The sequence below is a fragment of the Nocardia alni genome, from assembly GCF_019038435.1.
GTDB classification, from domain to species: Bacteria; Actinomycetota; Actinomycetes; order Mycobacteriales; family Mycobacteriaceae; genus Nocardia; species Nocardia alni.
Genome location: NZ_JAGPOX010000129.1, coordinates 1 through 12655, shown reverse-complemented (window position 1 = coordinate 12655; position 12655 = coordinate 1). Strand labels below are relative to the sequence as shown.

The window sequence follows — 12655 nt, the reverse complement described above, 5'->3', positions numbered from 1 at the left end:
AAGTCGTCGCCCTCCACCTGCCGAGCGCGCTCGATCGCGAGCAGATCGATAACGCCGCCACACGTCGTGCTGAACAACAGCACCACCCGGCTTACCGCTCCCGGACGTCGGGCTCGGCTGCGAACGCCCCTACACGGCATCACAAGACGCCACGCCCCCGCAATGCGTCGACGTCGTCGGCGCTCAGGCCGAGCAGTTCGCCGTAGACCTCGTGATTGTGTTCGCCCAGACGAGGTCCCAGATGGCCGACCGTCCCCTCGGCCGCCGAGAAGCGGGGCACGGGCGCCTGCACCGTCATCGGCCCCAGCTCGTCGTCGGGGACCTCCACGAACACCTCCCGGTGCCGCAGCTGTTCGTCCTGGACGAGATCCTCGATGTCGTACACCGGCGCGGCCGCGACCTGCTCGGCCTCGAAGACCGACATCGCCTCGGCCAGAGTCTTTTTCGACACCCAGTCGGCGACCACCTCGTCTACCTCGTGGGCCCGGGCCAGGCGGCGTTGCGGATCGGAGAAGTCGGCGTCGGTGACCATGTCCCCGCGCCCGATCGCCCGGAACACGCGCAGCGCCAACGCCGGTGAGCTGCCCGACATGGCCAGCCAGCGGCCGTCTGCGGTGCGGTAGGTGTTGCGCGGGGCCGAGATATCCCAGCGATTACCGGCTCGCGCGGGTACCAGGCCGAGCTGGTCGTAGCCCAGTAGCGTTTGTTCGAGCAGCCGGGCGAGCGGATCGATGAGGTTGATATCGATCAGCTGGCCCGGACCGCCGTGCACATCGCGGTGGTACAGGGCCATCATCACCGCGTAGGCCGCGTTGAGCGAGGCGACGCCGTCGGCCAGCATGAATGGCGGCAGCGTCGGCGGTCCGTCGGTCTCACCGGTCAGGTGGGCGAAGCCGCTCATCGCCTCGCCCAAGGTCCCGAAGCCCGGCCGCTCGCTCTTGGGGCCGGACAGCCCGTATCCGGTGATGTGCAGCATGATGATCCGGTCGTTGACCGCACGCAGGCTCTCGTAGTCCAGGCCCCAGGCGCGCAGGGTCTGCGGCCTGGTGTTGGCGACCACCACGTCGACGTGTTCCACCAAGCGGCGCAACAACTTCTGGCCATCCTCGACGCGCAGGTCCAGGGTGACCGCGCGCTTGTTGCGCGAGATCGACTTCCACATCAGCCCGATACCGTCGCGCTGATTACCCCAGCTACGGATCGGATCGCCCGCCCCGGGCTGCTCCACCTTGATGACATCCGCACCGAACTCGCCCAGATAGGTGGCCGCCAGCGGCGCGGCCGCAAGAGACGCCAGATCCAGCACCCGGACGCCGCTCAGCATCGCACTGCCGGACATCTAGGCATCCGATCCCGTGGTCGCGGCGGCGGTGGATCGGAACGTGCTCGTAGGCCGGTCCAGCCCGAGATGGTCACGCAGCGTCTTACCCTCGTACTCGGTACGGAACAGGCCCTTGCGCTGCAACTGCGGTACCACCAGCCGCACCACGTCCTCGAACGCGCCGGGCAGATGCGTTGCCGCCAGGACGAATCCGTCGCACGCGTCGCCGTGGAACCATTCGGCCATCTGCTCGGCGATCTGTTCTCCGGTGCCGACGAACCGCGGCCCCTGCAGCAGGGTCGCCCGATGTGCGGCCAGGTCGCGGACGGTGACCGTCTCGCCGCCGATATGCGTGCGCAGGTTCTGCACCAGCCCGCGAATGCCCGATACCGAGGCGATCAGCTCGTCCGTCACCGGGTCGTCCGGATCATGTTGCGCGAAGTCGTAATTCATCAGTTCCGACAACAGGGTCAACGACGCGATCGGATCCACCAGATCGTTCAGCAACATCGCCTCACGTTCCTTGGCGTGATCCTCGGATTCGCCGACCACCGCGTAGGCCATCGGGCAGATTCGCACCGAGGCGGGATCCCGTCCGGCGTCGGCGAGCCGAGTCTTCTGATCCGCGTAGTGATTACGGGCAATCTCCAGCCCGGGGTCACCGGTGAAGATGAGTTCGGCCCAGCGCGAAGCGAATTCACGACCGCGGCCGGAGGATCCCGCCTGCATCAGCACCGGGCGGCCCTGCGGCGTCCGCGGCACCGTCAACGGGCCGCGCGACGACAGATACTTACCCCGATAGTGCAGTTCGCGAACCTTCGCCGGATCGGCGTAGATACCCGCGGCCCGATCGTGCACGATGGCGTCGTCGTCCCAGGTATCCCACAGACCGGCGACGACCTCGAGGAATTCGTCGGCGCGGTCGTAGCGCTCGTCGTGCCCGAGGTGGGCCTCCACCCCGAAGTTCTGCGCCTCGGCGTCGTTGACCGAGGTCACCACGTTCCACGCGGCGCGACCGCGGGACAGATGATCGAGCGTCGCGAAGGTGCGCGCCACGTGGAAGGGCGCGTAGTAGGTGGTGGAGTAGGTGGCGCCCAGTCCGATATGGGACGTGGTCTGCGCCAGCACCCCCAGCACCACGCTCAGATCGAGCTTCACCGGCCGGGCGCCGTAGCGGACGGCCTCGGCGACCGAGCCGCCGTAGATGCCCGGCATCGCCAGTCTGTCGTCGAAGAACATCAGATCGAAGCACCCGTCTTCGAGCTGACGGCCGATCTTCGCGTAATACGACGCGTCGAGATAACCGTGCTCTGTCGCCGGATGCCGCCACGATCCGGCGTACACCGACGCGTTTCCCGCCTGCATGAACGCGACAAGAGTCATTTTGTCGCCGTGCCTCACTGCCATGCACTGAAAGTTAACATCTGATATATCAAATTTCAAGTGTTGTACCTCAGTACTGTTAGACTGCCGGCATGGCAATCGGTGCGGTGGATATTTCCGGGACGGTGCGCGAGCGCGCTACCCGCGAGCTTCGAAACCGGATCCTCACCGGCGCGCTGCGACCGGGCACCCGGATCGACCTCGACGCCATCACCGAGGAGTTCGCCACCAGCCGCACCCCGGTCCGCGAGGCGCTGCTGGAACTGTCCTTCGAGGGGCTGGTGCGGATCGCACCCCGTAGCGGCATCACGGTCATCGGCATCAGCCCCGACGACATCATCGACAGCTTCGCCATCCTGGGAATCCTCACCGGACAGGCCGCCGCCTGGGCCGCCGATCGCGCCACCGACAAGGAGATAGGGCACCTGCGCGCCCTGGCCGACCAGGTGAGCGCGAGATCCGGCGCGGACAACATCGGCGAGGCCAATTGGCGTTTCCATCAGGAGATCCACCGCATCGCGCATTCCCCGCGGCTGCTCGCGCAGATCAAGCAGGCCGTGCGCGTGGTGCCGACGAACTTCCTGACCGTATTCCCCGAGCACGAACAGCATTCACTCGCCGAACACGAGCAACTGCTCGACGCGCTGACCGCACGCGATGCCGCGGCCGCGCGCACGGTCGCCGAGCGTCATGTACTCGACGCCGGACGTTCGCTGGCCGATTGGCTGGGCGAAGGGGCGGATCCCGAAGCCGGGTAACGGTATGGATCAGCCGGCAGCCGGAAGAACCCGTACCAGATAGTCGGCCAGCTCACCCGGCCGCGACAGCATCACCATATGACCGCCGGGCATCTCGTCGGGTGTGATGCCGAGCCGCTCCGATACGTGGCGACGCACGAATTCTGCGGTGAACAGGCGGTCGTCGCGGCACAGCACGTATCTCGTCGGAATGTCCGGCCACGCGGACAGCGGCCAGGGCTCCCGGCCCACACGATCCATGCTCATCTTCTCGATCAGCGCGCCGTCGTGTGCTGATACGCGCTCGGCCAGTTCACGGGGAACATCGTGATAGTAGAGCTCGTATTGGTCGGTGATGCCGGACGAGGGCCGGCCGCTGCGTTTCCACCAATCATCCGGTGTCTCACCGGGACTGGGGATCATGGCGCTCACCAGGACGAGTGCCTCGGCTCCGGTGCGCACGCCGGCCAGGGGGCCGATGAAACCACCCCAGGAGTGGGCCACCACCACGAGTGGACCGCCCCCGTCGGTCGCCCGGACGACGGCGTCGGCGTAGTCCCACAATCCCGCCCGGGGATCGGACACCGGGAGTTCCACCGCGACCGTGTCGTGCCCGCGATCGCGGAGTTCCGCTTCGAGCAGGTGCCAGTCCCAAGCGCTACCACCGCCACCGTGGATGAGTGCGAAAACCGTCATACCGGTTACGACTCCCCGCGGCACGCAAACTCATCACACCTGCTCGCGGGGCATATTTTCCGGCGTTGACTTATGCAGGTAAATACCTGCATAATCGTTCTCGTGAGTGTCGAGGCGAACGAATTGGACGCGGTCTTCAAGGCCCTGGCCGACCCCACCCGGCGGCTACTGCTGGACCGGCTGCGCGAGCAGAACGGCCAGACGCTGGGCGAGTTGTGCGACAGGCTGTCGATGGCGCGCCAATCGGCCACGCAGCATCTCGACATTCTCGTGCGGGCCAACCTCGTCACCGTCGTGCGACGGGGACGCGAGCGGCTGCACTATCTCAATCCCGCGCCGATCCATGAGATCGACCAGCGCTGGATCGCAGTGTTCGACCGGCCCCGACTGGATGCCTTGCGCGACATCAAAAGCCGGGCCGAGTCCATCAACCGACATCAGGCACAGGAGTCCGCAATGACAGTCGAATCCCTCCCCGCCACAGGCACATCCACCGCGACAGTCCCGAATTACGTCTACGCCACCTATATCCGCGCCACCGCCGAGCAGGTGTGGCAGGCCCTGACCGACGCGGATCTGACCGCACGCTACTGGGGGCAGGCCTCGGTATCGGAGTGGACACCGGATTCCGCCTGGGAGCTGCGATCCACCGACGGATCCGAGCAGGCCAAAGTCGTCGGCCGGGTCCTGGAGACCGAACGGCCGACCCGTCTGGTCATCACCTTCGACGACCGCCCGGATCTCGCGTCGGCCCGCGAACCCTCGGTCGTCACTTTCGACATCGCACAGCACCAGGACATCGTGCGGCTCACGGTGACTCACGAAAATTTCCCCAATGGCGATATGCGCCAAGGAGTCTCCAACGGTTGGCCCGCCATACTGGCCAACCTCAAATCCCTGCTCGAGACAGGGGACGTGCTGCCGCAGGCACCCTGGAACATGCCCCGGGCGTAGACCTGAACCACGATCAGAGGGCCAACACCGATACCGCTGGAGCATCAATTCATTCAGTATCGGTGTTGGACAGGCATCGCTGATCGGTAATAGTCTCACCGGAGCGTGAGGCGAGTCACGGGGCCGAATCCGTTGATTGTGGCGTTTGGCGCGCCGTATTACCCGGATCGAAAGGAGTGGACGGGATTCAAGGGCGCCAGCCCGCTGTTCTGGTCCATTCCACAGGCCACGCTGCATCCGCTGGTCCCGGCCCCGACCATCGCGGTGATCAATCGCTCGGTAATCTCGGCGGATTCGTGGCGCCCTACGGATTCGGACTGATCAAATCGGCCACCGGGACGGGACTTGGGGGCTGTACGCACTGGCCGTGGCCTCGCTGCTCGCGGCCGCCTCGGCACTGCTGATCCGTCGGCATCGGCTCGGTCAGGCGACCACCGGCGCAGCGGACCAAGGCCACCGGCTCGATCGGCAGTGCCGGGGCGGGATCCACGATGGCCTTCGACGGAGGCGGACCGAACCCGGCCTGATCTCACCCTTCGCGCCGATCATCAGCTTCCGCCCCCTACCGACAGCATCCGATCACCGACAGAAAGTGCCTTGATGACCGCGCCCACCGCCAGCACCGCGATTCCCGTCGTCACCGAGATGCGAGTGGTACCCATCGCCGGACACGACAGCATGCTGCTGAACCTCAGCGGGGCACATGCGCCGTACTTCACCCGGAATCTGGTGACCCTCACCGATTCCGACGGCAATACCGGTGTCGGCGAGGTACCCGGCGGCGAGGCGATCCGGCGCACGCTCGAGGATGCGCGGTCGCTGGTGCTGGGGCGGCGGATCGGTGAGTATCACGCCGTCCTGGGCGATATCCGGCGCACGTTCGGCGACCGGGACGCCGGCGGGCGCGGGGCGCAGACCTTCGATCTGCGCGTCACCATCCACGCGGTCACCGCGGTGGAGTCGGCGCTGCTGGATCTGCTCGGACAGCACCTCGGCGTGCCGGTGGCCGCGCTGCTGGGCGAGGGGCAGCAGCGCGACCGGGTGCGGGCGCTGGGCTATCTGTTCTTCGTGGGCGAGCGTGACCGGACCGATCTGCCCTACCGCTCCCCCGCCGACGAGGACGACGCCGACGACTGGCTGCGGTTGCGGCACGAGCCGGCGCTGAACCCCGAGGGGGTGGTGCGGCTGGCCGAGGCCGCACAGGCACGGTACGGCTTCGCCGATTTCAAGCTCAAGGGCGGCGTCCTGGCCCCGGACGACGAGGCCGCGGCCGTGCGCGCGCTGGCCGAGCGGTTCCCGGACGCGCGAATCACCCTGGACCCCAACGGCGGCTGGCTGCTGGGCGAGGCCGTGCGTGTCGCGCGGGACCTGCGTGATGTGCTGGCGTACGCGGAGGATCCGGTCGGTGCGGAGGGCTCGCTGTCCGGTCGCGAGGTGATGGCCGAATTCAAGCGCGCCACCGGGCTGCCGACCGCGACCAATATGATCGCCACCGACTGGCGGGAGATGGGCCACGCGATCCGTGCCAACGCGGTCGATATTCCGCTGGCCGACCCACACTTCTGGACCATGGCCGGTTCGGTGCGGGTGGCGCAGCTGTGCGATGCGTGGGGACTGACGTGGGGTTCGCACTCCAACAACCACTTCGACGTCTCGCTGGCGATGTTCACGCACGTGGCCGCCGCCGCACCGGGTGAGATCACCGCCATCGACACGCATTGGATCTGGCAGGACGGCCAGCGCATCACCACCGATCCGCTGCGCATCCGCGACGGGCTGCTGACCGTGCCCGACAAGCCCGGCCTGGGCGTGGAACTGGACGAGGAGCGGGTGGCCGCCGCGCACGAGCTGTACCTACGCGAGGGCCTGGGCGCGCGGGACGACGCCCGCGCGATGCAGTACCTGATCCCGGGCTGGAGTTTCGACAGCAAGCGTCCGGCGTTGTGCCGGTAGGGGTTTCGTGTGCCGGATGAGAACGGCCCGCCGCCCGGTTATGCTCCGATGATGGCCGGTACGTGGAGCTCTCTGGGCAGACACTTGGGGACCGTGGCCCGAGGGCAGGGGCTGGTCGGACGGATGCAACGCGCGACGACGCGGGATAGATCCCGAGGTCGCCGCCGCGCGCCCGCGATCGCGGTACGCCCCGCCGCCTCCAGCCCGGTGCCGACCCGGGAGCGGGCCCGTCAGGTCGTGTACTGCCCGCATCTGGACGGCCGCGCCGATCCGGGTGAAATCGTCTGGACCTGGGTACCTTTCGAGGAAGATCCGAGCGAGGGCAAGGACCGCCCGGTCCTGGTCGTCGGCCGCGACGACACCACCCTCCTCGGCCTGCTGCTGTCACCCACCCCGACCCATACGCCCGCACACCGCTGGATCGACATCGGCTCGGGCCCTTGGGATTACGAGAGCCGCACCACCTGGGTCCGCCTCGACCACATCCTGGACGTCCCTGAGGAGGGCATCCGCCGCGAGGGCGCGATCCTGCCCTTGAAAACGTACGACCTCGTCGCCCACCTTCTCTGCCGCGAATACCATTGGCGCTGAGCGGAATCAGGCGTCCAGATCGCGGGTGCGACCGAACAGGGCTCCGTAGATCAGGGCGCCCAGGACGCCGCCGATCAGCGGGAAGACGATGAAGGCCCAGACCTGGGTCCCGGCGCCGTCCTGATACGGGGCCACGGCCAGGGAGCGGGCGGGGTTGACCGAGGTGCCGTCGATCGGGATCGCGATCATGTGGATGACCGCGAGGGTGATGCCGATGGACAGGCCCGCCAGCGGGACGTTGGAGATCCGGTCGGTGGAGGCCAGCACCACGAACACCAGCAGCGCCGTCAGGATGATCTCGACGGTGATGGTCGCGGCCAGGCCGTAGCCGTTGATGGTGATCCTGGACAGCGGATCGCCGACCCCGACGCTGGACGGGCTGTGCGCGCCCCAGCCGTTGGCGCCCAAGCCATCGACGGTCCGGTCGTAGGTCGGCAGATTCCTCGCAATCGCGTAGAGCACGCCGCCGCTGATGAATCCACCGATCAGTTGCGCCACAATGTAATACACCGCTTCGACGGCGCTGACCCGGCCCAGCAGCAGCTGCCCGACGGTGACCGCCGGATTCACATGGCAGCCCGAAATCGGCCCGATCGCGTAGACCAGGAACAGCAGCGTGAACCCGAACGCCAGCGCCACCCCGAGATAACCCACCTTGTGCCCCGCGATCACCGCCGTGCCGACACCGCCCATGACCAGTACGAAGGTGCCCAGACATTCGGCCAGCAATTTGCGCCCCAGCGAGATGGGCCGCTGCTCGACCACGGTTTCGACGACTTCCTGCGCTGTAGGAGACATCTGCCAACCTTCCCTCGACACGTCGCGCGTGCATTAACCAGGGTTGTGCTAGATGAGTAAGTGCATTCCGATCAGACGGTACGCGAGCCGAAACATCAGCACAATATCGATGTCAGATTCAGTTGCCTAATATTTGCTGTAACTCAACACGGCTAGGTGGGGCGAGCGACCTCCACGTCGGTGGAGCCGTTGCGACAGAAGTCCCCCGGCACCGGAGGCAAGGAGATGGCACCCGGGTCGCGCGGTCCGACGCCCCGCCGCTGCGTCGAGCTCGTGACCGAGATCGGCGCCAGTGCCTCTGGTGAGGCGCATGTAGACTTCGTGCATCGGCATGCGCCTGACCGGGGCGATTTCACCTACAGGACACCTAACTGGTAGTCTCGGTCGGCGGTGCGGCGCTACCTGTTAGAGGTGGTGCGCCCGAGAGACTTCTCAGTAGTACCGAACACACCACACTGACGACAGGAATTAGAGGAACTACGCGTGGCAAACATCAAGTCCCAGATGAAGCGGATCCAAACCAACGAGGCGGCGCGTCAGCGCAACCAGTCGGTGAAGTCCGCGCTGCGCACTTCCATTCGCAAGTTCCGTGAGGCCGCCGCGGCGGGCGAGAAGGACCAGGCTCAGGCTCTGCTGGTCAGCGCGAGCCGCAGCCTCGACAAGGCCGCCTCCAAGGGCGTCATTCACACCAACCAGGCCGCCAACAAGAAGTCGGCCCTGTCCCTGGCCTTCAACAAGCTGGGCTGAGCCTCCGCGGTAGTCCTACCGCACCCGCTTTACATCGCCGCCGTGGCAGAGGGTCTGCACAAGCAGACGACCACGGCGGCTTTTGTTGTATCCGAGAGACAGATCGGTATTGCACTCTGGAACAGTCCGATCGCACAATTTGGACGATCGTCGGAAAGTTCCGGATTCTACCTATTTTGGCTGGTCATGACGCCTGAGCCCTGGATATTCTCGGGACATGAATGCTGTGACTATTCAGGACGTACCTGATGACGTTCTAACCGCTATCAAGGTCCACGCAGACCAATTGGGGCAATCCTTGCAGGCGTACATACTTACGCTGCTGACACAAGACGCCACCAATGTGGTACCTGTCGTGATACCGGGCGGCGAGACCCGTGGCGAACGCGCGATACGCCGCCTTCGTGAAAGCAAGCTCATCCCCGAGTCGCGAGGCCTGTCGACGGATCAACTGATGGAGATCACCCGCGGTGACTGAGACCCTGGTCGATACCTGTGTACTCCTCGACGTCGTGAGTTCCGATGCAGTATGGCGCGAATGGTCGACCGAGCAGATCCAAACAGCAATCGGAGGCAAGGGCCTCGTAATCAATCCAATCGTGTACGCGGAGATGTCCATCCATTTCTCCACAGACGAAGACCTGGACACCGCATTGCCGCGACACGAATTCCGACGCGAAGACCTGCCCTGGAATGCTGCCTCTCGTGCTGGGCGCGCACACCGGAAGTACCGTCTTGCCGGAGGCGCCAAAACGTCTCCGATCGGCGACTTCTACATCGGCGCCCATGCGGCCGTCCAGGGCTATCGTCTGCTGACCCGCAACCGCAAGGACTTCCGCAGCTACTTTCCAGATCTGGAGATCATCGGACCTTAGTTCAATGGTTCTCGAACATGTCAGTTTGCGCCGTAGAGGTCGAGGATGGTGGACAGGGCGTGTTCGAGGGCGTAGTCGGAGTCGGCCGCGCCACCCTTGACGTCGGCGTTGAGGGTGGCTACCACCTGGAGGGCGGTGCCTATGGTGGCGGCCGTCCAGCCTCGGGCTTGGCCCTGGGCCTTTTTGACCTTCCAGGGGGGCATGCCGAGTTGGGAGGCGAGTTTGAAGGGGTCGCCCCGGCCTGCGGAGCCTACTCGGGCGATGGTGTGGACCGAATCGGCCAGGGCATCGGCGAGCAGGACGGCGGGGACGCCGCGGTCGGTGGCCCAGCGTAGGGCCTCCATGGCGGCGGGGCGGTCGCCGGAGACGGCCAGGTCGGCGACGTCGAAGCCGGTGACCTCGGCGCGGCCGGAATAGTAGCGGCGCACGGCGGCGGTATCGACCTTGCCGCCGGTGTCGGCGGCCAGCTGGGAGCAGGCGGCGGCCAGCTCCCGCAGGTCGGATCCGACAGCCTCCAGTACGGTCTGCACCACATCGGAGGAGGCGCGCACGCCTGCGGCGCGGAACTCGTTGCGCACGAACTCGATCCGCTCACCGGCCTTGGTGACCTTGGCACAGTCGTGGGTGAGCGCGCCCTGCTTCTGCAAGGCCGGGGCCAGGGCCTTGGCCCGGCCGCCGCCGGAATGCAGGATGACCAGTACGACACCCTCGGGCGGTTCGGCCGACGCCTCGGTGATCACCGCAACCGCGTCCTTACCCGCCTCCGCGGCCGACTCCAGGACGATCACCCTGTCCTCGGCGAACAGCGAAGGGCTCAGCAGCTCCGCGAGCTCGGCGGTACTGGCATCTCCGGCGCGCATCCGGTCCACCGGAAGCGCATCGGGGTCCGGGGCGGCGCCGCGGACCCCGGAGACGATCGAGGCGATTGCGCGCTCGATGAGCAACTCCTCCTCACCGAGCACGAGATGAACGGATGCGGGACGGTCGGTCACGCCCCGCATCCTACGGGGCGGCACCGACAAGCCCGCCCATCGGCGCGGTCGTGCCCCAGACCCACCGATGCGGCGGCACTACCGGCCCATCGGCGCGATCATGCCCGGCCTCACCGGTGCGATCGCACCACAGACTCACCAACGCAGTGGCACTGATTCACCGATGCGATATCCGGCCGCGGACTGCTCGAACCGACAGCGTGATCACGGCGGTGCGCGCTCCTCGTCGGACTCCGCATCGGGTATGGCCGAGGGGCGCGTGATTCGGTGCAGAAGTACCAGGAGACCGGCGACCACGACCGCAGTCGCCAACCCGCCGCGCGCGCCTTTGGGCAACGGCAGGGAAATGCCCAGCGATGCACCGTATTCGGACACGAACAGTAGCCACCACAACGGCCCGGCTGTCAGGTACAACACGGCGACGCCCAAAGGCATCCAGACGCAGGATGCGATCGCGCCGAGGGTCCCGATCACCGTGACCGGGAGGATGACCGGTTCCACCAGAATGTTCGCCACGATCGCCAGTAGCCCGACATGGCCGGTGAGGGTGACGATCAGCGGAGCGGTGAGCAGGAAGGCCGCGGTGGCGACGGCGAGCATCTCGGCCGGCCGATGCCGCCAGCCACGTTCCTCCAGCCAGTGCGACCAGCGGGGCGACAACACGATCAGCCCGGTCGTCGCCAGCACCGACAGGGCGAAGCCGATGTCCAGGGCCAGCGCGGGCGAATAGCCGATCAGGCCGATCGTCGCGGCGCACAGCGCGGGCAGTGCCTGCTTGCGGCGGCTCATCAGCACCGCGAGCAAGGCGACGACACCCATGATCGCCGCACGAAGCACCGTCGGGGACGGCCTGGCCAACACCACGAACCCGGCCAACGCGATCGCCCCGAGCACGACACGCAGGCGTGGGCCCACTGTGAGCCTGCGCATCCACTCCAGGCTGACGATCAACACGATCGAGACGTTGGTGCCGGACACGGCCACCAGATGTGTGAGATCGGTCTGTCTGAAGTCCTCCCGCACGCGATCCGGCAGCCGGGACACATCCCCGTCGACCAGCCCGGGAAGCAGCGCGGCCGCATCGGGCGCCAGGGCACGCCCGGCAGCGGTGGCGAAATGCGTGCGCACCGATCCCGCGGCCCGCTGCCACCACGGCGCGGGCCCGACGGGCCGCGGCGGGCCCTGTGCGCGCAGGACCGCGACCGTGAGATCCCGCCGCCACGGCCGCTCCACGCGGGCCCGGAACTCCACCGGCTGCCCCGGCAGCAGCCCCGCCCAGCCGCCCCGCGAGGCCAGCACGATCACCGCACCACCCACTCGAACCCGCACTCTGCCACGCCGGTACTGCCGCAGACCCGCCTTCACCATCCACTGTCGCGCACCGAACGCCTTGGCGGGCAGCAACTTCGGATCGTCGACCGGAACCACTGTCACGGTCACCGCGGTGCCCACCGCCGCGGTTCGCAGCGGATGCGTCGCGACCCGATACTCCTGCCAGGCCGCCGCTGCCCCGAATCCCGCCCCGGCCAACAGCGCGGCCAGCAGCACCGCGGCAGGCATCCGCCGCCGATGCTCCCGAATCGCCCACACACCCAGCAGACTGTCTCT

13 protein-coding genes and 1 pseudogene are annotated in these 12655 nt (G+C 66.9%); 8 read left to right on the top strand and 6 right to left on the bottom strand.

Annotated features, from left to right (window positions below; genetic code table 11):
* Positions 1 to 139: 139 nt before the first annotated feature.
* A complete protein-coding gene (locus JZ791_RS34630; protein WP_216900579.1) occupies positions 140 to 1324 on the bottom strand; it encodes a CaiB/BaiF CoA transferase family protein in 1185 nt (394 codons plus the stop codon).
* Between the two features lie 15 nt (positions 1325 to 1339).
* The gene (locus tag JZ791_RS34625; RefSeq protein WP_216900554.1) at positions 1340 to 2728 is read right to left on the bottom strand and encodes an LLM class flavin-dependent oxidoreductase; all 1389 of its coding nucleotides are present in this window, start codon (positions 2726 to 2728) and stop codon (positions 1340 to 1342) included.
* A gap of 68 nt (positions 2729 to 2796) precedes the next feature.
* On the opposite strand from JZ791_RS34625, the gene JZ791_RS34620 reads away from it, so the two are divergent.
* A complete protein-coding gene (locus JZ791_RS34620) occupies positions 2797 to 3462 on the top strand; it encodes a GntR family transcriptional regulator (protein WP_216900552.1) in 666 nt (221 codons plus the stop codon).
* Between the two features lie 9 nt (positions 3463 to 3471).
* Here JZ791_RS34620 and JZ791_RS34615 read toward each other — a convergent pair whose 3' ends face one another.
* Entirely contained in the window at positions 3472 to 4137 is a 666-nt protein-coding gene (locus tag JZ791_RS34615; RefSeq protein WP_216900550.1) for an alpha/beta fold hydrolase, read from the bottom strand.
* A gap of 72 nt (positions 4138 to 4209) precedes the next feature.
* Here JZ791_RS34615 and JZ791_RS34610 point away from each other — a divergent pair, with 72 nt between their 5' ends.
* From JZ791_RS34610 to JZ791_RS34595, 4 genes and pseudogenes are all read left to right on the top strand, one after another.
* A complete protein-coding gene (locus JZ791_RS34610; RefSeq protein ID WP_216900548.1) occupies positions 4210 to 5091 on the top strand; it encodes an ArsR/SmtB family transcription factor in 882 nt (293 codons plus the stop codon).
* 183 nt (positions 5092 to 5274) lie between these two features.
* Positions 5275 to 5503, top strand: a pseudogene (locus JZ791_RS34605) (MFS transporter); the annotation flags it as partial.
* A 188-nt stretch (positions 5504 to 5691) separates the two neighbouring features.
* On the top strand, positions 5692 to 7044 hold the full coding sequence (gene gudD, locus JZ791_RS34600) for a glucarate dehydratase (RefSeq protein ID WP_216900546.1): 1353 nt from the start codon (positions 5692 to 5694) through the stop codon (positions 7042 to 7044).
* 51 nt (positions 7045 to 7095) lie between these two features.
* Positions 7096 to 7635, top strand: coding sequence for a type II toxin-antitoxin system PemK/MazF family toxin (locus JZ791_RS34595; protein ID WP_216900544.1), 540 nt, complete (start codon positions 7096 to 7098; stop codon positions 7633 to 7635).
* 6 nt (positions 7636 to 7641) lie between these two features.
* Here the strand turns inward: JZ791_RS34595 and JZ791_RS34590 are convergent, their stop codons facing one another.
* Positions 7642 to 8433: an aquaporin gene (locus JZ791_RS34590; protein WP_216900542.1), complete on the bottom strand. Its 792-nt coding sequence runs from the start codon at positions 8431 to 8433 to the stop codon at positions 7642 to 7644.
* 483 nt (positions 8434 to 8916) lie between these two features.
* On the opposite strand from JZ791_RS34590, the gene rpsT reads away from it, so the two are divergent.
* The 3 genes from rpsT to JZ791_RS34575 all read left to right on the top strand — a co-directional run bounded on the left by rpsT (position 8917) and on the right by JZ791_RS34575 (position 10055).
* Positions 8917 to 9180, top strand: a complete 264-nt coding sequence (gene rpsT, locus JZ791_RS34585; RefSeq protein WP_216900540.1) for a 30S ribosomal protein S20 — start codon at positions 8917 to 8919, stop codon at positions 9178 to 9180.
* Positions 9181 to 9397: 217 nt separating this feature from the next.
* Positions 9398 to 9658 (top strand): FitA-like ribbon-helix-helix domain-containing protein, encoded by a 261-nt coding sequence (locus JZ791_RS34580; RefSeq protein WP_216900538.1) that lies wholly within the window; start codon positions 9398 to 9400, stop codon positions 9656 to 9658.
* On the top strand, positions 9651 to 10055 hold the full coding sequence (locus tag JZ791_RS34575; protein ID WP_216900536.1) for a type II toxin-antitoxin system VapC family toxin: 405 nt from the start codon (positions 9651 to 9653) through the stop codon (positions 10053 to 10055). Before JZ791_RS34580 ends, JZ791_RS34575 begins: the two co-directional genes overlap by 8 nt.
* Positions 10056 to 10075: 20 nt before the next feature.
* On the opposite strand, the gene holA is transcribed toward JZ791_RS34575, so the two are convergent.
* Positions 10076 to 11047 (bottom strand): DNA polymerase III subunit delta, encoded by a 972-nt coding sequence (gene holA, locus JZ791_RS34570; RefSeq protein ID WP_308163261.1) that lies wholly within the window; start codon positions 11045 to 11047, stop codon positions 10076 to 10078.
* 204 nt (positions 11048 to 11251) lie between these two features.
* Positions 11252 to 12655, bottom strand: a 1404-nt coding sequence (locus JZ791_RS34565) for a ComEC/Rec2 family competence protein (protein ID WP_216900532.1), incomplete at its 5' end; no start/stop codon positions are given.

Excerpts from the sequence above, each read along its gene's own strand:
- JZ791_RS34630 (WP_216900579.1), bottom strand. The coding sequence starts at position 1,324 with ATGCTGAGCGGCGTCCGGGTGCTGGATCTGGCGTCTCTTGCGGCCGCG.
- JZ791_RS34625 (WP_216900554.1), bottom strand. The coding sequence starts at position 2,728 with ATGGCAGTGAGGCACGGCGACAAAATGACTCTTGTCGCGTTCATGCAG.
- JZ791_RS34620 (WP_216900552.1), top strand. The coding sequence starts at position 2,797 with ATGGCAATCGGTGCGGTGGATATTTCCGGGACGGTGCGCGAGCGCGCT.
- JZ791_RS34615 (WP_216900550.1), bottom strand. The coding sequence starts at position 4,137 with ATGACGGTTTTCGCACTCATCCACGGTGGCGGTGGTAGCGCTTGGGAC.
- JZ791_RS34610 (WP_216900548.1), top strand. The coding sequence starts at position 4,210 with ATGCAGGTAAATACCTGCATAATCGTTCTCGTGAGTGTCGAGGCGAAC.
- gudD (WP_216900546.1), top strand. The coding sequence starts at position 5,692 with ATGACCGCGCCCACCGCCAGCACCGCGATTCCCGTCGTCACCGAGATG.
- JZ791_RS34595 (WP_216900544.1), top strand. The coding sequence starts at position 7,096 with ATGGCCGGTACGTGGAGCTCTCTGGGCAGACACTTGGGGACCGTGGCC.
- JZ791_RS34590 (WP_216900542.1), bottom strand. The coding sequence starts at position 8,433 with ATGTCTCCTACAGCGCAGGAAGTCGTCGAAACCGTGGTCGAGCAGCGG.
- JZ791_RS34580 (WP_216900538.1), top strand. The coding sequence starts at position 9,398 with ATGAATGCTGTGACTATTCAGGACGTACCTGATGACGTTCTAACCGCT.